16 protein-coding genes and 2 pseudogenes are annotated in these 20,035 nt (G+C 57.7%); 12 read left to right on the top strand and 6 right to left on the bottom strand.

The annotated features are described in order from the left end of the window. Positions 1–8 precede the first annotated feature (8 nt). The gene (locus tag BLM14_RS00870; RefSeq protein ID WP_099997678.1) at positions 9–281 is read right to left on the bottom strand and encodes a DUF4164 domain-containing protein; all 273 of its coding nucleotides are present in this window, start codon (positions 279–281) and stop codon (positions 9–11) included. Between the two features lie 315 nt (positions 282–596). On the opposite strand from BLM14_RS00870, the gene tkt reads away from it, so the two are divergent. The 3 genes from tkt to BLM14_RS00885 all read left to right on the top strand — a co-directional run bounded on the left by tkt (position 597) and on the right by BLM14_RS00885 (position 5,102). Then, positions 597–2,582: a transketolase gene (gene tkt, locus BLM14_RS00875; protein ID WP_099997679.1), complete on the top strand. Its 1,986-nt coding sequence runs from the start codon at positions 597–599 to the stop codon at positions 2,580–2,582. A gap of 60 nt (positions 2,583–2,642) precedes the next feature. Further along, positions 2,643–3,650 carry a type I glyceraldehyde-3-phosphate dehydrogenase gene (gene gap, locus BLM14_RS00880; RefSeq protein WP_099997680.1) on the top strand — a complete coding sequence of 336 codons (1,008 nt, stop codon included), beginning with the start codon at positions 2,643–2,645 and terminating at the stop codon, positions 3,648–3,650. Positions 3,651–3,908: 258 nt separating this feature from the next. Continuing rightward, a complete protein-coding gene (locus BLM14_RS00885) occupies positions 3,909–5,102 on the top strand; it encodes a phosphoglycerate kinase (RefSeq protein ID WP_100000959.1) in 1,194 nt (397 codons plus the stop codon). Between the two features lie 40 nt (positions 5,103–5,142). On the opposite strand, the gene BLM14_RS00890 is transcribed toward BLM14_RS00885, so the two are convergent. Continuing rightward, positions 5,143–6,639, bottom strand: coding sequence for an HlyD family type I secretion periplasmic adaptor subunit (locus BLM14_RS00890; RefSeq protein WP_099997681.1), 1,497 nt, complete (start codon positions 6,637–6,639; stop codon positions 5,143–5,145). Beyond that, a pseudogene (locus BLM14_RS00895) lies at positions 6,636–8,818 on the bottom strand (type I secretion system permease/ATPase). Before BLM14_RS00895 ends, BLM14_RS00890 begins: the two are co-directional and overlap by 4 nt. A gap of 357 nt (positions 8,819–9,175) precedes the next feature. On the opposite strand from BLM14_RS00895, the gene BLM14_RS00900 reads away from it, so the two are divergent. Then, positions 9,176–10,201: a class I fructose-bisphosphate aldolase gene (locus tag BLM14_RS00900; protein WP_099997682.1), complete on the top strand. Its 1,026-nt coding sequence runs from the start codon at positions 9,176–9,178 to the stop codon at positions 10,199–10,201. Between the two features lie 80 nt (positions 10,202–10,281). Beyond that, the gene (locus tag BLM14_RS00905) at positions 10,282–11,028 is read left to right on the top strand and encodes an SGNH/GDSL hydrolase family protein (protein ID WP_099997683.1); all 747 of its coding nucleotides are present in this window, start codon (positions 10,282–10,284) and stop codon (positions 11,026–11,028) included. 13 nt (positions 11,029–11,041) lie between these two features. Here the strand turns inward: BLM14_RS00905 and BLM14_RS31495 are convergent, their stop codons facing one another. Then, positions 11,042–11,206 (bottom strand): hypothetical protein, encoded by a 165-nt coding sequence (locus BLM14_RS31495; protein WP_165788388.1) that lies wholly within the window; start codon positions 11,204–11,206, stop codon positions 11,042–11,044. Positions 11,207–11,327: 121 nt separating this feature from the next. Here BLM14_RS31495 and BLM14_RS00915 point away from each other — a divergent pair, with 121 nt between their 5' ends. The 5 genes from BLM14_RS00915 (at position 11,328) to BLM14_RS00935 (ending at position 15,404) form a co-directional block, all read left to right on the top strand. Further along, the gene (locus BLM14_RS00915; RefSeq protein WP_099997685.1) at positions 11,328–13,238 is read left to right on the top strand and encodes a propionyl-CoA synthetase; all 1,911 of its coding nucleotides are present in this window, start codon (positions 11,328–11,330) and stop codon (positions 13,236–13,238) included. Positions 13,239–13,339: 101 nt separating this feature from the next. Beyond that, positions 13,340–13,639, top strand: coding sequence for a DUF1127 domain-containing protein (locus tag BLM14_RS31665; protein ID WP_108724304.1), 300 nt, complete (start codon positions 13,340–13,342; stop codon positions 13,637–13,639). Between the two features lie 29 nt (positions 13,640–13,668). Next, complete coding sequence (locus BLM14_RS00925; protein WP_100000960.1) at positions 13,669–14,256, top strand: DJ-1/PfpI family protein; 588 nt, start codon at positions 13,669–13,671, stop codon at positions 14,254–14,256. Positions 14,257–14,283: 27 nt separating this feature from the next. Beyond that, on the top strand, positions 14,284–14,691 hold the full coding sequence (locus BLM14_RS00930; protein ID WP_099997686.1) for a hypothetical protein: 408 nt from the start codon (positions 14,284–14,286) through the stop codon (positions 14,689–14,691). A gap of 2 nt (positions 14,692–14,693) precedes the next feature. Beyond that, on the top strand, positions 14,694–15,404 hold the full coding sequence (locus tag BLM14_RS00935) for a helix-turn-helix transcriptional regulator (protein WP_099997687.1): 711 nt from the start codon (positions 14,694–14,696) through the stop codon (positions 15,402–15,404). Between the two features lie 48 nt (positions 15,405–15,452). Here the strand turns inward: BLM14_RS00935 and BLM14_RS00940 are convergent, their stop codons facing one another. Continuing rightward, entirely contained in the window at positions 15,453–16,145 is a 693-nt protein-coding gene (locus tag BLM14_RS00940) for a DUF1013 domain-containing protein (protein WP_099997688.1), read from the bottom strand. A gap of 229 nt (positions 16,146–16,374) precedes the next feature. Between BLM14_RS00940 and BLM14_RS00945 the strand changes: the two are divergent. Beyond that, a pseudogene (locus BLM14_RS00945) lies at positions 16,375–18,573 on the top strand (esterase-like activity of phytase family protein). A gap of 46 nt (positions 18,574–18,619) precedes the next feature. Here BLM14_RS00945 and BLM14_RS00950 read toward each other — a convergent pair. Further along, positions 18,620–19,624 carry an NAD(P)H-quinone oxidoreductase gene (locus tag BLM14_RS00950; RefSeq protein WP_099997689.1) on the bottom strand — a complete coding sequence of 335 codons (1,005 nt, stop codon included), beginning with the start codon at positions 19,622–19,624 and terminating at the stop codon, positions 18,620–18,622. Between the two features lie 95 nt (positions 19,625–19,719). Here BLM14_RS00950 and BLM14_RS00955 point away from each other — a divergent pair, with 95 nt between their 5' ends. Continuing rightward, on the top strand, positions 19,720–19,905 hold the full coding sequence (locus BLM14_RS00955) for a DUF1192 domain-containing protein (protein WP_099997690.1): 186 nt from the start codon (positions 19,720–19,722) through the stop codon (positions 19,903–19,905). The last annotated feature ends 130 nt before the right edge of the window (positions 19,906–20,035 follow it).

Below are 20,035 nucleotides of genomic sequence, written 5' to 3' on the forward strand. Positions count from 1 at the left end.
TCCCAGCTCTATCGATCAAGTACAGTCCGGATGGATTCCATCGCGGCCACAAGACGGCGGGAGACCTCCTTGTTCGCCGCTTCGAGACGCTCGGCCCGTCCTTCCGACGCATCGAGCTCCTGGGCCAGCTTGCGCCGGTCCATGTTCATGCGCTGGACCTCTTCTTCGGCTTCGGCAAAATCGCCCTCATGTTCCAGGCGCATTTCAACCGCATCCTCAAGGAGGGTCAGGGCTTTCCCCAATCTTTCAAGAACCTGTTTGAGGGTGGCTTCCGATGCCATTTTCAACGTTTCCCCATGTGTTACTCTTTTACGCGAATCGCAAAAAGAAGAACAGCTTATGTTCAAGAGTCTAGAGGTTACATCAACGCCGCGTCAATCAATCCGCGTTGTCATCGTTCATTCATGCACTGATAATAATCCTTTGCGACGATTGACCTCGCTTTTCTACGGAGCCGAATTGACCGATATTACCGCGTGTTCATCCGGGTTTTATTGACTCCCTGATGACACCTGCTATGTGTCGCGTGCCTTTTGGATTTGGTCTGACCGGCTTCCAGAAACGGCATCTCCTTTGCTCCTCGAAAGACGGTAAACATGACCAATTCTGAAAAATCCAACCAAATGGCCAATGCAATCCGCTTTTTGTCGGCAGATGCAGTGGAGAAGGCCAATTCGGGCCATCCGGGCCTGCCCATGGGCGCAGCTGACATTGCGACCGTCCTTTACACCCGCTTCCTCAAATTTGATCCCAAGTCGCCGCACTGGGCGGACCGCGACCGTTTCGTGCTCTCGGCCGGCCATGGCTCGATGCTGCTCTATTCGCTGCTGTATCTTACCGGCTACGAAGACATGACCATCGACGAGATCAAGAATTTCCGTCAGCTCGGCTCGCGGACGGCGGGGCATCCCGAATATGGTCACGCGTCCGGCATCGAAACGACGACCGGCCCGCTCGGCCAGGGTCTTGCCAACGCCGTGGGCATGGCCCTGTCGGAGCGTATCATGAACGCGCATTTCGGCGATGATCTGGTCGATCACCATACCTATGTCATCGTCGGCGACGGCTGCCTGATGGAAGGCATCAGCCAGGAGGCGATCGCTCTCGCCGGTCATCTCAAACTGAATAAGCTCATTGTTTTCTGGGACCACAACAACATCTCCATCGATGGTCCGGTTTCATTAGCCGACAATACGGATCAGTGTGCACGCGTCGAGGCTTCCGGCTGGAATTCCCTCCAAGTCGACGGCCATGATCAGGATGCCATTGCCGCCGCAATCGAGAAGGCGCAAAAGTCCGACAAGCCGACGCTGATTGCCTGCAAGACGACGATCGGTTTCGGCGCTCCGACCAAGGCCGGTACCAACAAGGTTCACGGCTCACCCCTCGGCGCCGAAGAGCTGGCCGGTGCGCGCAAAGCACTTGGCTGGACCTCGGAACCCTTCGTGGTTCCCGCTGACATTCTGGGGGACTGGCGCGCCGCGGGTCAGCGTTCCGCCAAGGACCACACGGCATGGCAGCAGCGTCTCGAAGCCAGGGATTCAAACACCCGTTCGGAATTTGAACGCCGCATTCGCGGTGATCTGCCCGGCAATTTCGAAGCGGCAATCACCGCCTACAAGAAGAAGCTGTCCGAAGAAAAGCCGAAGGTAGCGACCCGCAAGGCTTCCGAGATGGCGCTCGAAGTCATCAATGGCATTCTGGCCGAAACCATCGGCGGTTCAGCAGACCTGACGGGTTCCAACAATACGAAGACCAGTCAGACCCAGAATATCACTCCAGAGGATTACGGTCAGCGTTACGTGCATTACGGCATTCGCGAGCATGGCATGGCGGCTGCGATGAATGGTATGGCGCTGCACGGTGGTCTCATTCCCTATTCGGGTACCTTCCTGACGTTCTCCGACTACGCCCGCGGTGCGATGCGTCTTTCCAGCCTGATGGGCATTCGTGTGATCTATGTCATGACGCACGACTCGATCGGCCTTGGCGAAGATGGTCCGACGCACCAGCCGGTCGAGCATCTGGCGGCCTTGCGCGCCATTCCGAACAATTATGTGTTCCGTCCAGCCGACGTTGTTGAAACGGCGGAATGCTGGGAACTGGCGCTCAAGTCACGCAAGACACCCTCGACGATTGCCCTGACCCGCCAGAACCTGCCGACCGTTCGCACCGAACATGTCGACGAGAACAAATGCGCCTATGGTGCCTATGAGCTTGCACCGGCAAACGGCAAGGCGGAAGTCACGATCTTTGCAACCGGTTCTGAAGTCGAGATCGCACTCAATGCGCGTACGCAGCTGGAGCAGAACGGTCATCCGGCCCGTGTGGTTTCGGTTCCCTGCTTCGAACTCTTTGAGCAGCAAAGCGATGAATACAAGCGCACCCTGATCGGCGATGCGCCGGTGAAGGTAGCAGTCGAAGCTGCCATTCGCCTCGGCTGGGACCGCTTTATCGGTCTCGATGGCATCTTCGTCGGCATGACCGGCTTCGGGGCCAGTGGCCCGATCGAAGCGCTGTACAAGCATTTCGGGATCACCGCGGACGCAATTGTCGCAGCGGCAGAAAGCAAGTTGAAATAATCTACGGATTTCCCGCACAATCCAGGCAAGGGCTCGGAAATACCCAAGGAGAAGATAAAAATGACAGTTCGCGTCGCAATCAACGGATTTGGCCGCATCGGCCGTAATGTCCTTCGCGCCATCGTGGAATCCGGCCGCACCGACATCGAAGTCGTTGCGATCAATGATCTCGGTCCGGTCGAGACGAACGCTCATCTGATGCGTTACGACAGCGTTCACGGCCGTTTCCCGGGAACCGTGACCGTTTCCGGTGATACGATCGATGTTGGCCGTGGCCCGATCAAGGTCACTGCGGTTCGCAACCCGGTGGAATTGCCGTGGAAGGAACTGAACGTTGATATCGCGCTGGAATGCACCGGTATTTTCACGGCCCGCGACAAGGCTGCGGCCCATCTTGAAGCTGGGGCGAAGCGCGTTATCGTTTCGGCGCCCGCCGAAGGTGCTGATCTCACGGTCGTTTTCGGCGTCAATGATCACAAGTTGACCAAGGAGCATATGGTCATTTCCAATGCTTCCTGCACGACCAACTGCCTTGCACCGGTTGCCTATGTGCTGCATGAAGCCGTTGGCATCGATCACGGTTTCATGACCACGATCCATAGCTATACCGGTGATCAGCCGACGCTGGATACGATGCACAAGGATCTCTATCGCGGCCGCGCTGCGGCGCTGTCGATGATCCCGACCTCTACGGGTGCCGCCAAGGCTGTCGGCCTTGTTCTGCCGGACCTGAACGGTAAGCTGGACGGGACCTCGATCCGTGTCCCGACCCCGAATGTATCGGTTGTGGATTTCAAGTTCATTGCCAAGAGGTCGACAACGGTTGCCGAGATCAACGATGCCATCAAATCAGCGGCCAATGGCAAGCTGAAAGGCATTCTCGGCTACACGGACGAACCGAATGTTTCGATCGACTTCAACCACGATCCGCATTCTTCAATCTTTCACATCAGCCAGACCAAGGTCATGGAGGGCACGTTCGTGCGCGTTCTGTCCTGGTATGACAATGAATGGGGCTTCTCGAACCGCATGGGCGACACTGCTGTTGCCTTCGGCAAGGTGATCTGAGACCTTCGATAAATCCAGCCTGATGGCCATCTGATGCGATTTTCTGCGCTTCCGGTGCTCATGGACCCAAAAGTCCACCGCGCTCCGGTTCTCGAAAACCACACCAGCTGACTCATCAGACTGAATTCCTCATAAGGTCTCGCGGCGATCCAATTTCGATGGCGGGTCGACAACACCCGCCATTTTTGTTTGTGATAGAATATCCGGACCATCTGGCTTGCTGGCCGATGTGTACCATTTCAAATGAGGGTGATGACGATGCCAGCTTTCAAGACGCTCGATGATGTCGATGTTGCGGGAAAACGCGTTCTGGTACGCGTTGACCTGAATGTTCCCGTTGCCGATGGCGTGGTGACCGACGCAACCCGCATCGAACGAGTGGCGCCAACCATCCTTGAATTGTCCGACAAAGGTGCGAAGGTGATCCTGCTGGCGCATTTCGGCCGTCCCAAGGATGGACCTACGGCGGAGTTTTCCTTGAAGCCTATTGCCCATGCGGTCTCAAAGGTGATCAACCGGAATGTGCATTTTGCCGAAGACAGCATTGGCGAGAAGGCGGCGGCGGCGGTTGCGAAGCTGAACAACGGCGACATCCTCCTTTTGGAAAACACCCGCTTCTACAAGGGCGAAGAGAAGAACGATCCGGTCTATGTGGCGGCCTTGGCGGCCAACGGTGACATGTATGTCAATGACGCGTTCTCCGCTGCCCATCGCGCCCACGCCTCGACCGAGGGACTGGCTCGCGTGCTGCCAGCCCATGCCGGCCGCACCATGCAGGCTGAATTGCTGGCTTTGGAAAAGGGCCTTGGCAATCCGGAGCGCCCTGTCGTTGCTATTGTTGGTGGCGCAAAGGTTTCTTCCAAGCTAGATCTTCTCGGCAATCTGGTTCAAAAGGTCGATGCGCTGGTGATCGGCGGTGGCATGGCCAATACGTTCCTTGCTGCCCAGGGCGTCAAGGTCGGCAAATCGCTGTGCGAACATGACCTCGCCGCGACTGCCCGCGAAATCATGGCCAAGGCCAACGCTGCCAATTGCACCATCATCCTGCCCGTCGATGCGATCGTTGCCTGGCATTTCGAGGCCAATGCGCCGCATCGTGCCTATGGTCTCGATGCCATACCGGACGACGGAATGATCCTCGATGTGGGTCCGCAATCGATCGAACGGATCAAGGGCGCGATCGACGATGCATCGACGCTGGTCTGGAACGGGCCGCTTGGCGCCTTCGAACTGCACCCTTTCGATCAGGCGACTGTTGCTGCCGCGCGCCATGTAGCGGCACGGACCAAGGCCGGGCATCTCGTCTCGGTTGCGGGCGGCGGCGACACGGTTGCGGCGCTCAATCATGCCGGCGTGGCCGACGATTTCAGCTACGTGTCGACCGCAGGCGGGGCTTTTCTGGAATGGATGGAAGGCAAGCCATTGCCGGGTGTCGATGTCCTGAAACGATAAGAGGCAGGCTTTTGATCCGCCCGCGGTGGATCAAGGTCTTTCACCGTTCCTTCATGGCTTCTGACGAAATCTCTGCCAGCGGCGAAAACAGATATTCAAGAATGCGGCGTTTGCCAGTTTTCACCTCGATGGTCACCGCCATTCCAGGTGAGAGCGGCATGGCCTTGCCGTCGACATTGATGGAGCTCTTGTCGGGGGAAATCGTCACCGGGAAGACCAGATTCTGCACGCGCTGCACGCGCTGCACGTTGCCAGTGGGGATAATGCTTTGCAGTTCCTTCGCAGCTGCCGCTTCCAGCTGCTGCGCGTCGGGTTCGGGGATGGCATCGGTGGCAACGCGGGTGACCTCGCCTTCGACGACACCGAAGCGGGTGAATGGAAAGGCTTCGACCTTGATCACCGCCCTTTGCCTGGCGGCGACAAAGCCGATATCGCGGTTGGGGAGGTAGGCTTCGACTTCGAGCGTCCCGTTGGCCGGAACGATACGCATCAGCTCCGTGCCCGGAGAGACCACCTGGCCGATCGTGGTGATGGCCGACGCCTGGACAATGCCGTCAGTTGGACTGATGATCGTCATGGAACTGCGACGCTTTCCCGCCTTGATCACCTGTTGTTCGAGATCGTCGACCCGGCGCGCTGCTTCCGACAATTTCTCGACATTATCGGCGAGGAAATTATCCACCAGCTTTGCCGCCTCGCTTGTTGTGACATCAAAGGCAGCGTGGGCCTGGGTGAGTTGGCCGGTCTGTGTCGCCAGCGTGGCGGCAGCCGACTGCTGCGACTCCATGGCGTCGATGACCTGCGCCCGTGATCCGGCTTCCGAAGCGATCAGCTCCGAGCGCATGGAAACGCGTTCGGTAAGCGTTGAGACTAAAATCTGCTGGGCAGCGATGGTTTCAATGAGTCCGTCGATCTCGCTCTGGCGCTGTTTGCGTTGCGCATCAAGATTGCCGAGTGAAGATCGCAGTTGCGAAATATCCGCCTTGTAAACCAGTTTCTCGCGCTGGCGAATGGCCCCGGGGATATCATCGGGGAAGACCGGGCTTTGATTGGTGACCTGGCCCTCGGCGCTCCAGATCTTCTGCTTTTGCCAGTCGGCGACCGTCGAAAGTATGGCGTTGCGGCGCACGATTTCGGCGCGGTACGCCTGCAGGCCGGCAATATAACCATTCTCCTCCGCGCGAATTTCAGTGTCATCGAGCTCGACGAGAATGTCACCGGCCTTGACCGCCATGCCATTATGGACCGGAACGGACCTGGTCTTTCCCATCCCGAGAGACTGGACCACCTTGACGCGGCCGACAGGCTGGATCTTGCCCTGCGCCGTGGAGACGATGTCGAAAGTGCCGAGCCAGGTCCAGACCAGCGTGCCCGTCGCCAGAATGCAGATAAACCAGATGAAGGCAGTCCTTATCGGCGAAGCAGGTGTTTCGAGAATTTCGAGCGCGGCGGGCAGGAACTCATTGTCGGCCCGCGGGCGCTTAGAGGGCTCTGCCTTGGCTCCCGGTGATTTCGGTGGGGTATTTTGAACGTTCATTGTTGCGAACCCGACTGAAGTTTCCACAGATGGGCGTAGAGGCCGCCCTCACGTTCGAGCAACGTCTCGTGCGTTCCCTCCTCGACGATCCTCCCGTCCTTCATGCCGATGATGCGGTTGCAGTGACGCACGGTCGCAAGGCGGTGGGCGATGATGATAACGGTCCGCCCCCGCACGATCTCGCGCATACTGGCAAGGATGATCCGCTCGCTCTCATAATCGAGCGCACTGGTCGCTTCATCCAGAATGAGGATCGGTGGATTGGTCGCGAGCGCCCGCGCAATCGCCAGACGCTGGCGCTGGCCGCCGGAAAGATTGGCGCCGCGCTCCTCGATCAGCGTATCGTAACCGCGCGGCAGTTGGCGATAAATTCATCGGCGCCTGAAAGGCGCGCCATGACCATCGCGCCTTCGCGCGACATTCCCGGAGCTGCCAGCACAATATTGTCGTGGATCGTGCGGTTGAACAGCATGTTTTCCTGGAGGACGACGCCGATCGAGGACCGCAGCCAGGCCGGATCGATCTGGGCGATATCCTGCCCGTCGATAAATACCTGGCCATCATTGGGACTGTAAAAGCGCTGGACGAGTTTGGTCAGTGTGGATTTGCCCGAACCGGAGGGGCCGACGATGCCGATGACTTCGCCGGGTTTGACGGAAAAACGAATATCCCTGAGAACATCCTGGCCGTGCGGTGAATAGCGGAACGTGACCTGCTTGAACTGAATGGCACCCTTGGGGGGAGGTAGAGACATCGCGATGGCCGGCCTCGGCTCCTGGGGAGCGTTGAGAATATCGGCGAGCCTGGCGATCGATACCTGGACCTGCTGAAAATCCTGCCAGAGCTGCGACAGGCGCAGGATGGGCTGCGACACCTGGCCGGCGATCATATTGAATGCGACCAGGGCACCGACGGTCAATTCGCCATTGATGACGGCCTGGGCGCCAAACAGCAGAAGTGCGGCGCTGGTGATCTTGCTGATATATTGAATGAAATTCTGCCCCTTGGCAGCAAGCATCGTCGCTGCAAACGAAGCGCGGACATAGGCGGCGAGGCGCTCTTCCCATTCGGCGGCGACAACGGGTTCCACGGCGGAGGCTTTCAGCGTCTGCACGCCAACGACGGTCTCCACCAGCAATTGCTGGGAGAATGCGCCACGATCGAACTTTTCGTCGATCCGCTCTTTCAAAAAGGGGCGGATGAAAAAGCCGATGGCAAGATAGAAGGGAATGGAAGCCACGACGATCCAGGCGAGTTTTGTCGAGTAACAAAACAGGACGAAGATGAAGACGATGGTGAAAAGGAAATCAAGACCGGAAAACAGCCCTTGCCCGGTCAGAAAATTGCGGATGGTCTCGAGTTCGCGCATGCGTGCCACGGTCTGGCCGGCGGCGCGCGTTTCAAAATAACTGAGCGGCAGATTGAGCAGGTGGCGGAACAGCCGGCGCCCGAGTTCCACATCTATACGGTTAGTGGTGTGCGACAGCGCATAGGTTCGCAGATATTGCAGGAACACATCGAAAAGGCCGATCGCCGCAAGACCGATGACAAGCACGATCAAGGTCGAGTAGCTGCGATGCGCCAAAACCTTGTCCACTACGACCTGAAAGAACAGGGGGGTGACCAGCGCAAACAGCTGCACGAACAACGATGCAAGCAGCACATGGCCGAATGCCTTGCGATAACGCCAGATCGATGGCAGGAACCAGCGGAAGCCAAAGCTCTCCCGCGAGGCGCCAGCGCCGGCGAAACGCCTCTGGATCAGGATAAAGGCGCCGCCGGTGAACTCCAGCAGTTCGGACGGCGTGACGAGTCTCGATCTAAAATCGACCGGATTAACCAGCCTGAATTTGCCTTCCTCCACAATACCGGCCAGAAGGGCAAATGTGCCGTCCGTCAGGCAGGCTAAGGCTGGTGTCGGCAATGTTGGGAGCCGTCGCTCGTCCTTCACGTCGACCAGCCGTGATTTCAGACCAATCGATTTGGCTGCCCTCTGGATATCCCCGGTCCGCGCTACACCCTTCAGGGCAAATTCGCGAGCAAGGCTGTCCGGGCGTGCCGCGATGCGGTAGTAGCCCGCTATGGTCGCCAGTGCGATCAGTCCGCTATCTGCCGGTTGCGGGTCGGGTGTTTGAGAAGGGGCGCCTTCGATCGCCGCGACAATCGCGAGCTTATCCATGATGTTTCCAAAGTAATTTATGAAATGTGGTTCAGTTGAAATGGGTGGCGCTGATGCGCCGGAAAATTTGTAAATGCTTAGCGAGTAAAAATAGAAACTAACGTGTCTGGCCAGAAAAGGGCACATGCCTTTTCCTCCCATCAAGATATATTGTCAATAGAACTGCCCAAACCAGTGGTTGCAGCGATTTCTTGATCTGCAGCGGATTTCAGCGCTACGATTAACGAAGAGACAGAAAATGTTATCGTGTTAAATCGGTTGAAAAAATTTCAATCGTTTCAATAGTTTGGATGACCATTTCGTTTGTCATGGGCTTCTGGTATGGCCCGGTGTATGGGAAACGGAGTGAAGTAATCTATGAGCGAACGCCTCGAAGACATCGCGATTGCAATGGTTGCCAATGGCAAGGGCCTGCTTGCTGCGGATGAGAGTACCGCAACGATCAAGAAGCGGTTCGACACGATCGGACTGGAATCGACCGCCGATAGCCGGCGAGACTATCGCGAGATGCTGTTCCGTTCCGACGAGGCGATGAAGAACAACATTTCAGGCGTCATCCTTTACGACGAGACCATTCGCCAGAGCGCCAAGGACGGCACGCCTTTTGTCCAGATCATGAAAGCGGCGGGCTGCATTCCGGGCATCAAGGTCGATGCCGGTGCCAAGCCGCTTGCCGGTTTCCCGGGCGAGACCATTACGGAAGGCCTGGATGGTCTGCGTGAGCGGCTCCAGGAATATTACAAACTTGGTGCCCGTTTCGCCAAATGGCGGGGTGTGATCGGCATCGCCGATGGTGTACCGACTTGGGGTGCGGTGAAGCAGAACGCCCAGGCTTTGGCCCGCTATGCGGCTCTTTGCCAGGAAGCCGGGATCGTTCCTATCGTCGAGCCGGAAGTGCTGATGGACGGCAAGCCGGCCACCCACTCGATCGAGCGCTGCTACGAAGTTACCGAATGGGTCCTGAAGACAGTCTTCGATGAACTCTATGACGCCCGCGTTGTCTTGGAAGGCATGATCCTCAAGCCGAACATGGTTATCGATGGCAAGAACGCCCGCAAGGCTTCAGTCGAGCAGGTGGCGGAACAGACCGTTCGCCTGTTGAAATCGACGGTGCCGGCGGCAGTTCCGGGTATCGCCTTCCTGTCCGGCGGCCAGAGCGATGAGGAAGCAACGGCGCATTTGTCGGCGATGAATGCCAATTACACAACGCCGTGGAAACTCACCTTCTCCTATGGCCGGGCGCTGCAGGCCGCTGCTCTGAGTGCCTGGAACGGCAAGCCGGAGAACTTTGCCGCGGGCCAGCGGGCCTTTACGCATCGCGCCAAGATGAACAGTCTCGCTGCAACCGGCGGCTGGAAAAAAGACCTGGAAAAGGCGGCTTAAGCGTTTTTTATCCAAAAGCGTATCTCATAAGACCCGGGCTGGAATCAGTCCGGGTTTTTTTATGGAGATATGTGCCGGGTATGCCATCACCCTTCCATCCACTCGTCAGCTGGCTGCTTTATCCCATCTACGCCTGGCAAGGCATCAGTGTGCGCCTGAAAACGGAGCGGATGCTGCCCCCAGCTGGTCTGCCTGTCGGTGAAATCGCCGGCAAGGATCCGGCAATCAGACTGCTTGTGCTTGGCGATTCGTCCTCTGCTGGCGTCGGCGTCACGGATGCCTGGCAGGGCCTGTGCGTAAGGCTGGCGGTGCATTTGCAGGGGCGTACCGGCCGCAAGATCATCTGGCGGGCCGCAGGCTTCAATTCGGCGACGTCCGGGCAATTGCGGGATCACGTCGTGCCCAATCTCGAACGTGGCTTGTGGACCCATATTGTGCTGACGACCGGCACCAACGACACCAAGAATTTTCACTCGCTTCCGCGTTTCAAGAAAGAATTCGGCGGCCTGCTCTATGCGTTGAAGGCAAGATGGCCGGAAGCGCATATCGTCTGGTCGAAGGTTATCGATTTTCGCGATGTGCCCGCCATGCCAGGCCTGCTCGGCCGCATTCTCGAGGGCCGGGCGGATGCCATCAACAAGCTGGGTGAGCGCCTTTGCCGTGAGCGCATGGCGACACCCGCCCCGCGCCTTGCTGTGGAAGGGCCCGAAGGCTTCTCCAGCGACGGCTTCCATGATTCGGCGCTCGGCTATGACGCCTGGGCGAAGCATCTTGTGCCCTATGTTCTCAATCTGCCACATGCTGACGAAGCCGAGACAAAGATCTAGAACGCAAACGGTTCTAATATCCTGCATGCCTCGAGGCGCCGACGATCAGGATGGCCAGTACAGCCGCAACGGCAATCTTCCAGAAATCCTTGCGCTTCTTCAGTCCGGGCCAACCCAGCGGCTTGATAACATGCAGGGCCATTATCACGATGAAGACGAACGGCAGAATTTTGCTCATGGAGGATTTACCTGCCGGAGATGACGGAATGGTGGAGCAGTGTGTCAAGCGCCGGTAATTGTCAATTCCGCCTTTGACTCTCCAGCCGGTATTGAGGATGCTCGCATCCGGGAGGAAATTCATGACATCACGATACAAAGAGGTCTATCAGGACTGGCAATCGGACCCGCAGGCGTTCTGGGCGCATGCCGCCGTGGCGATCGACTGGATCAAGCCATGGGACAAGATCTTCGATGCCGATGAGGGACCTTATGGGCGCTGGTATGCGGGCGCCGAGTGCAACACCTGCTACAATGCCGTCGACCGGCATGTGGAGAACGGGCGGGCCGATCAGGTCGCTCTCATTCACGACAGCGCAGTAACCGGTACGCAGCGCAAGATCACCTATGCGGAACTTCTCGGTGACATCAACACGCTGGCTGCCGTCCTGGCCGACAAGGGCGTGAAGAAGGGCGACCGTGTCATCATCTACATGGCAATGGTACCGGAAGCCGTCGTCGCGATGCTTGCCTGCGCGCGCATCGGTGCGGTCCATTCCGTGGTCTTTGGCGGTTTCGCCGCGCACGAGCTGGCGACACGCATCGACGATGCCAAACCGGTGATGATCATTGCGACCTCCTGCGGTCTCGAACCGGGTCGCGTGGTCGCTTACAAGCCGATGCTCGACAAGGCCATCGACCAGGCTGCGCACAAGGTGAAGACCTGCCTTGTTCTGGTTCGCCCGCAACAGCCGCACGATCTCGTCGAGGGGCGCGATGTCGACTATGCGCAGGCGGTTGCCGCTGCGGCAGGACGCAGGGTCCCATGTGTTGCGCTGAAAGCAACCGATCCGCTCTATATCCTCTACACCTCCGGCACGACTGGCCAGCCCAAGGGCGTCGTGCGCGACAATGGCGGGCATCTGGTTGCGCTCGCTTGGTCGATGGGCGCGGTATACGACACAAAGCCGGGCGATGTGTTCTGGGCGGCCTCAGACATCGGCTGGGCCGTCGGCCATTCCTACATCACCTATGCGCCGCTGTTTATCGGCGCGACAAGCATCCTCTACGAGGGAAAGCCGGTGGGAACGCCCGATGCGGGCACCTTCTGGCGGGTTATCGCTGAGCACAAGGTCAAGGTACTTTTCACCGCGCCGACAGCGTTCCGGGCCATCAAGAAGGAAGATCCAAAAGGAGAATTCATCGGCAAGTATGATCTGTCCTCACTGAAATATCTGTTCCTCGCGGGCGAACGCGCCGATACGGACACGATCAGATGGGCCGAGGAAAAGCTTGGCGTACCGGTCATCGATCATTGGTGGCAGACGGAGAGCGGCTGGCCCATGGCGGCCAATCCTGCAGGTCTGGGCATGCTGCCGGTCAAGTACGGTTCTCCGACGGTACCGATGCCGGGCTATGACGTGCAGGTGCTCGATGACGCCGGTCACCCGGTCAAGCGCGGTGAGCTCGGCAATATCGTCGTCAAGCTGCCATTGCCGCCCGCGTGCCTGCCAACCTTATGGAACGCCGACCAGCGCTTCCGCGACGCCTACATCACCGAGTTTCCGGGTTACTACAAGACCGCCGACGCGGGGATCATCGATGAAGATGGCTATGTCTACATCATGAGCCGCACCGACGACATCATCAATGTCGCCGGACACCGCCTCTCCACGGGAGCGATGGAGGAAGTGCTGTCGAGTCATCCTGACGTAGCGGAATGCGCCGTTATCGGCATTGCCGATCACCTGAAAGGCCAGGTGCCTTGCGGCTTCATCGTGCTCAAATCCGGCGTGACGCGGGCAGAGAGCGAGATCGAGCAGGATTGCGTTGTCCTGATTCGCGAGAAGATCGGTCCGGTGGCCGCATTCAAGTTGGCGTTGACTGCCAAGCGCCTGCCGAAAACCCGCTCTGGCAAGATCCTGCGCGGTACGATGCAGAAAATTGCCGACCGGGAGCCTTGGAATATGCCGGCAACCATCGATGATCCGGCGATTCTCGACGAGATTACCGCCGTGCTCAATGCGCGGGGTATTGGCGTCAAAGACGATTGATGGGCCTTTGCAAATAAAGCGCACTTCTTGACATCCTCCTGACAGAAGGTTGTCAGGAGGGGTGTGCGATAGTGTCTCCGTAGTCACAAGGAGACAGGGTTATGACTTACGTTGATTTTAACATTATTAATACGGTAAGGCGCCTGCTCACGGACTTCGCAGCGTATCGCGAAGAACTGCGTACGGAGCGGCACCTCAACTCACTTCCCGAGCATGTGTTGAAGGATATCGGCTGGCCCGATGCCTATGCCGAACGGCTTGCGCGTCGAGGCTCAATGAAAGGGATGGAGGCTGGCACCGAGAGTGCCAGCGCCGATCTCGCCCCGTGGCAGCTGGGCTGGCCAAAGCCCCGTCAAGCCAAAAAGACAGGCATTTCAGGCTCTTTCAGGGTACAATACTGAAGAATTGAACACAAATGGGAGTGATTGACGTGGAGCAAAAAAAGACGATCGGGTTCGTATTCATCGACAAGTTCGCCGATTGGGAGTTTGGATTGCTTTCGGGCGCCGCCACTGACTGGTTCGCTGCACGTGCTGTTGCGCTGTCACCAGTGACGGGCCCGGTCCGCTCCATCGGCGGCTTGAGACTTGTACCGGATCGCGGCATCGGGGTGGCGGAAAACAGTGATCTGGACGCAATCGCTGTCATCGGCTCGGATACCTGGCCGGATGAGGATGCTCCTGACATCGCCCCGCTCCTGAATGCCACTTTGGTACGTGGCGGCATTGTGGGCGGTATCTGTGGCGGGACGCTGGCGCTGGCTCGCGCCGGCATTTTCGAGGGCCGCAAACATACGAGCAATGGTGCTGGCTGGATCGAGTCGAATCTCGGTGATTATGCTGGCTCATCGCTCTATCAGGATGTGCCGTATGCAGTGCGGGATGCGCATATCATCAGCGCCCCAGGGTCTGCTCCCGGCACGTTCACAACGAATTTCCTGGAGGCGCTGTTCCCTGAAAAAGCCGGACAGGTTGCCGAGATGCGGGAGTTCGTCGGGCGGGAATATCAGGCCGCGTGATCGAGGCGGCAAACGAGGGCGCGTGACATGAAGACCTGGACGGAGAAGTTGAATTCCGGCGGACCGCATGAGGTGAAGCCAGCGCCCATCAACATTGCGGGCATGAAAGCTGGCGAGATCATGCTGGTGCCAACGGCCCGTCAGGTCGACGAATTCATACGAACTCTTCCCAAGGGCACGCATATGGACGTCAAACTCCTGCGGCAGACGATGGCCAAGCAGTATGGCGCCGAAGTGATGTGCCCGATTACGACCGGCTTTCATCTGCGGACCGTCGCCGAAGCGGCCTACGAGACATATCAGCAAACAGGTGACGCAGACGGCATCACCCCTTTCTGGCGTGTGCTGAATGCAAATACGCCGACAATTTCCAGATTGTCCTTTGGCACGGCCTTCGTGACAGAGCAGCGCCTGAAGGAAGGCTTGAAGGATTAGCCATGCGTAGAGCAGATCGTCTTTTCCAGATTGTGCAGAAGCTGCGTGGCGGGCGCCTCGTTACCGCGCGCCAGCTTGCCGACAGGCTCGAGGTTTCCGAACGCACGATCTATCGTGACATTGCCGACCTGCAGTCCACCGGCGTGCCCATCGATGGCGAAGCCGGTGTCGGCTACATCCTGCGCGAGGGCTTCGATCTGCCGCCATTGATGTTCACGCGCGACGAGGTTGTGGCACTGGTGGCGGGTGCCCGGCTGATCACCGCATGGGGTGGCGCATCCATGGCGCGTGCCGCCGAGGAGGCGATCATCAAGATCGGTGCTGTCCTGCCGAAGGAAGACCGCCCGCGCATTACAAATACGCATATCCATTCGACCAGCTACAATATCAGCGACAATGACCGGTCGTTGATCGACCTGGCGGAAAACGCCGCCGAACAGTGCCGCGTCCTGTCGATTACCTATACGGACCTGGACGGCAAGGACAGTGTGCGCGACATCCGCCCGCTTGGCCTCTGGTTCTGGGGCAAGGTATGGACGCTGATCAGCTGGTGCGAATTACGCAATGATTTTCGTACCTTCCGCATCGACCGGATTGCCAAGGTAGAAAAGGCCGACCGGATTTTCCGACAGGAACGCGGCAAGACACTGGCGGATTTCTATCGCCGGGTAGAACTCAGCGAGACGCCGGATACCAAGGCGAGAGCATCATGAAAAAAGCCCGGCGATGCCGGGCTTTTTGCTCTAGTTCCTGGATGAAGTCTATTCTTCGTCTTCTTCCTCGTGACGGCCCTTCAGGGACGACAGCTTGGCGAAAACCTTGTCCGCGTCGAGTTCCTGGTCCTCGTCGCGAACCGTTGGCTGAATTTCGAGGTTTTCCGTGGCGGAGGCTGGAAGCAATGTATCGCCGCCTTCGCCCGGCTGAACCGGCCGGCCGCGGGAAGAACGTTCGACTTCGATATCGAGGTCGATCTGCGAGCAAAGGCCGAGGGTGACCGGGTCCATCGGCTGCAGATTGTTGGAATTCCAGTGAGTGCGGTTGCGGATCTGTTCGATCGTGGACTTCGTCGTGCCGATCAGGCGCGAAATCTGCGCATCCTTCAGTTCTGGATGGTTGCGCACCAGCCACAGGATTGCATTCGGGCGATCCTGACGCTTGGACAATGGCGTGTAGCGCGGACCCTTGCGCTTGGCTTCCGGAACGCGAACCTTCGGGTCGGAAATCTTCAACTTGTGATTGATATCGGCTTCGCCCTTGGCGATCTCCTCACGCGACAGCTGGCCCGTGATCAAAGGGTCGAGGCCCTTGATGCCCTGGGCCGATTCACCATCGGCGATCGCCTTTACTTCGAGCGGATGCAGCTTGCAAAAGGCAGCGATCTGGTCAAAAGACAAGGCGGTGTTGTCGACAAGCCAGACGGCCGTTGCCTTTGGCATTAGAAGCTGGGTGGCCATAGATATAGTCCTCTCGTTCGTCCGCTCCGGGGGCGCGGGACGTGGGTTCAACCACAATTTCCGGGAATTCGAGGCGTTATATAGCGTCATTTTAATGGATGAGCAAGAATCGCTTTTGGCATATGGGATTCCAGGCGACCGACCGTTTCATGGAACTGTCACGAAACTGTCATTGCACTGCAATGCGGGTGCGCGAACGATCTCCGGATAACAATCGGAGGTTTAAAGAATGTCGCGCAAATCCCTCTACCTTGGTCTCTGGACCGCCCTGCTAGCATCCGTTGCCTTGCCCGCCGCAGCTGAACCAGTCTTCAACCGCATCGCAAGTTTCCCGGTTGCAGACAATCTACCGAAAGATGCGGACAAGTCTAAGCCGACATCAGCGGAAATCATAACCGCTTCTGAAGACGGCAAGACGCTGATTTATTCCGACAGTCCCTATGGCGCGATCGGCTTCGTCGATATCAGCGACGCCGCCAAGCCGCAGCCAGGCGGATTGATCAAGGTCGAGGGCGAGCCGACGTCTGTAGCAGCGGTAGGCAGCAAGGTATTGGCCGCGGTCAACACCTCGAAGGACAAAGCCAATCCATCAGGCCGGCTGGATGTTATTGATCTTGCCTCGCGTAAGATCGACGCGACCTGTGATCTCGGCGGTCAGCCGGATTCAGTTGCCATTTCTCCCGACAAGACCTTCGCTGCCATCGCGATCGAGAATGAACGGGATGAAGAGGTGAATGACGGTGAGATACCGCAGCTCCCCTCGGGGAACCTCAAGATCTTTTCGTTGAAGGATGGTGTGCCGGAATGCGCAAGCATGAAGACGATTACACTGACTGGCCTTTCCGAAATTGCCCCTGAGGATGCCGAGCCGGAATTCGTCTCGATCAACAAGAACAATCAGATCGCTGTCACGCTCCAGGAAAACAACCACATCGCTATTATCGATGCGGGAAGCGGCAAGATTGTAACGCATTTTTCCGCTGGCATGGTCGACCTCGACAAGATTGACGTGAAGAATGATGGCGCTCTCAAGTTCGACGGCAGCCTGAAAAGCGTTCTGCGCGAGCCGGACACCATCAAGTGGCTCGACAACGATCGCTTTGTTGTCGCCAATGAAGGCGACTACAAGGGTGGTTCGCGCAGCTTCACCATCTTCTCCAAGGATGGCAAGGTTCTCTATGAATCCGGCCCGTCGCTTGAATACAAGATGGCCGAAGCCGGACATTACCCGGACAAGCGCAACAAGAAAGGCGTTGAGCTGGAAGGCGCCGAGGCCGGCAAGTTTGGCGATACCAACTATCTTTTCGTTGCCAGTTAGCGTGCCTCCCTTGTCGGAGTCTACAAGGATACGGGCGCAGAGCCGGAATTCGTTCAACTGCTGCCCTCAGGTATCGCCCCGGAAGGTGTCCTTGCCATTCCTACTCGCAACCTTCTGGTGACAGCCAATGAGGTCGATCTCATCAAGGATGGTGGCGTCCGCTCGCACGTCATGATCTATGAACTGAAGGACCAGAAGCCCAACTATCCGCAGATCGTTTCGAGTGCGAAGGACGATGGGACGCCACTTGGCTGGGGTGCTCTCTCGGGTCTGGTCGGAGATCTGAAGGAAGCCGGCAAGCTTTATGCGGTTTCAGATTCGATCTATTTCTCGGCTCCGACGATCTACACAATCGATGCCAAGCAGACACCGGCGAAAATCAGCGATGCGCTGGTGGTCAAGCGTGGCGGCCAGCCAGCTCAAAAGCTCGATCTTGAAGGTATTACAACGGACGGACAGGGCGGTTTCTGGCTTGCCAACGAGGGTGATCAGGCCAAGCTCGTGCCGCATGCGATCCTCAATGTGAACGAGAAGGGTGAAATCAAAAAGGAAATTGCTCTTCCCGACGAATTGCTGCCAAGCCAGATCCGTTACGGCCTCGAAGGCATTACCCGGGTTGGTGAAGGCGACGATGCGACCCTGTGGATGGCAATCCAGCGCGAGTGGAAGGATGACGAGAAGGGCTTCGTCAAACTCCTGAGCTACAATATCAAGGACAAGGCATGGGGCGCTGTATCCTACCCGCTCGACAAGACCGAGAATGGCTGGGTCGGCCTGTCGGAAATCACCGCGCATGACGGCCAGCTCTACATCATCGAACGCGACAATCAGATCGGCGAAAAGGCCGCCAACAAGCGGCTCTATCGGGTAGCGCTCGATGGGTTGAAGCCTGCCAAGATCGGCGAAAAGCTTCCTGTCGTCCAGAAGACGCTCGCGCACGATTTCATTGGTGATCTCAAGTCGGCCAATGGTTATGTTCCCGAGAAACTTGAAGGCTTTACCGTCGATGTGGATGGCAATGGCTATGCTGTGACGGACAATGATGGTGTCGACGATTCCTCGGGCGAAACCCTGTTCCTCAAAATCGGCAAGGTTCAAGCCACCAACTGATACCGATAGCGTTAAAAGCGAAGGCCGCGTTCATGGGCGCGGCCTTCTAGCTCACATCGAGCACGATCTTGCCGATATTCTGGCCGTCTTCCATGCGTTCGTGCGCTCGCCAGGCTTCATGCAACGGGTAGACCATATCGATGACCGGGGCAACGCGACGCTCTACCAGCAGCGGCCAGACCTTGAGCTCGAGTTCTCGCGCAATGCCTGCCTTGAATTCAACTGGACGATTGCGCAGCGTTGATCCCGTATGGGTCAGGCGCTTGACCATCAGTTTTGAAATATCGGTGGTCGCCCTTGCGCCGTTCAGGAAGGCGATCTGAACGATACGGCCATCGATCGCTGCGGCTTCGTAGTTGCGCTCGATATAGTCGCCGCCGACCATGTCAAGAATCAGGTTCACACCCTTACCGCTCGTCGCGTCCTTCACCGCTTCGACGAAGTCCTCGTTGCGGTAATTGACGGTCCGGTCTGCGCCAAGTTTGAGGCAGGCCTCACATTTCTCAGTCGAACCCGCGGTTGTGATGACATAGGCGCCGAAAGCATCGGCGAGCTGGATTGCCGTCGTGCCGATACCGGATGAGCCGCCATGGACAAGAAAGGTCTCGCCATTCTGCAAGGCGCCACGCTCAAACACATTGTGCCAGACGGTGAAATAGGTTTCAGGGATCGCTGCCGCTTCGATGTAACCATAGCCCGCCGGAATCGGCAGGGCGTTGGTTTCATCGACCGTGCAGTATTGCGCGTAGCCGCCGCCGGCAACCAAAGCAGTTACACGTTCGCCGTTGCGAAATCGCGTCACGCCCTGACCAACAGCTACAACGTCGCCAGCGATTTCCAGCCCCGGAATATCGGAAGCGCCTGCGGGCGGCGGATAATGACCCTGCCGCTGGAGAACATCCGGCCGATTGACGCCGGCGGAGCGCACCTGGATCAGAAGTTCCCCCGGCTTTGGCTCAGGAACGACTCTTTCCCCCGGCTTGAGGACCATCGGACCGCCCGGTTGTGTGATCTCGATCGCCGTCATCGTTGTCGGAATTTTCTCGGCCATGGAAATCTTCCCCTAAATTGATTCGCCAGAATGATTTGCAATTCCAAGCAGTTGGACTGTATTCTGCTATATTAGAGCGACAAGTGGAGGAAATAATGTCACTTTTCGATGAGGAACCCAGGCGCAAGATTATTCACGACATTGGTCAAGACCTTTCACTGCTATCCGTAGCGGAGCTTGACGAACGGATTGCGCTGCTGCGTTCGGAAATCACGCGGTTGGAAGAAGAACGGTCGCGCAAGGGTGATAGCAAGGTCGCAGCCGAGGCGCTTTTCCGCTGAAAGGCAGCGCTGCCAAGAATTATACGGATGCCATCAAGTTTCCGTATTGCTGGACGAAACGAAACTCACCGCCGGCATCATCCTGAGCCGGTTCGCTTCCGACTCGCTTGAAGGTATTGCCGTGTTCCGT

The sequence above is a fragment of the Phyllobacterium zundukense genome, assembly GCF_002764115.1.
Lineage (GTDB): Bacteria > Pseudomonadota > Alphaproteobacteria > Rhizobiales > Rhizobiaceae > Phyllobacterium > Phyllobacterium zundukense.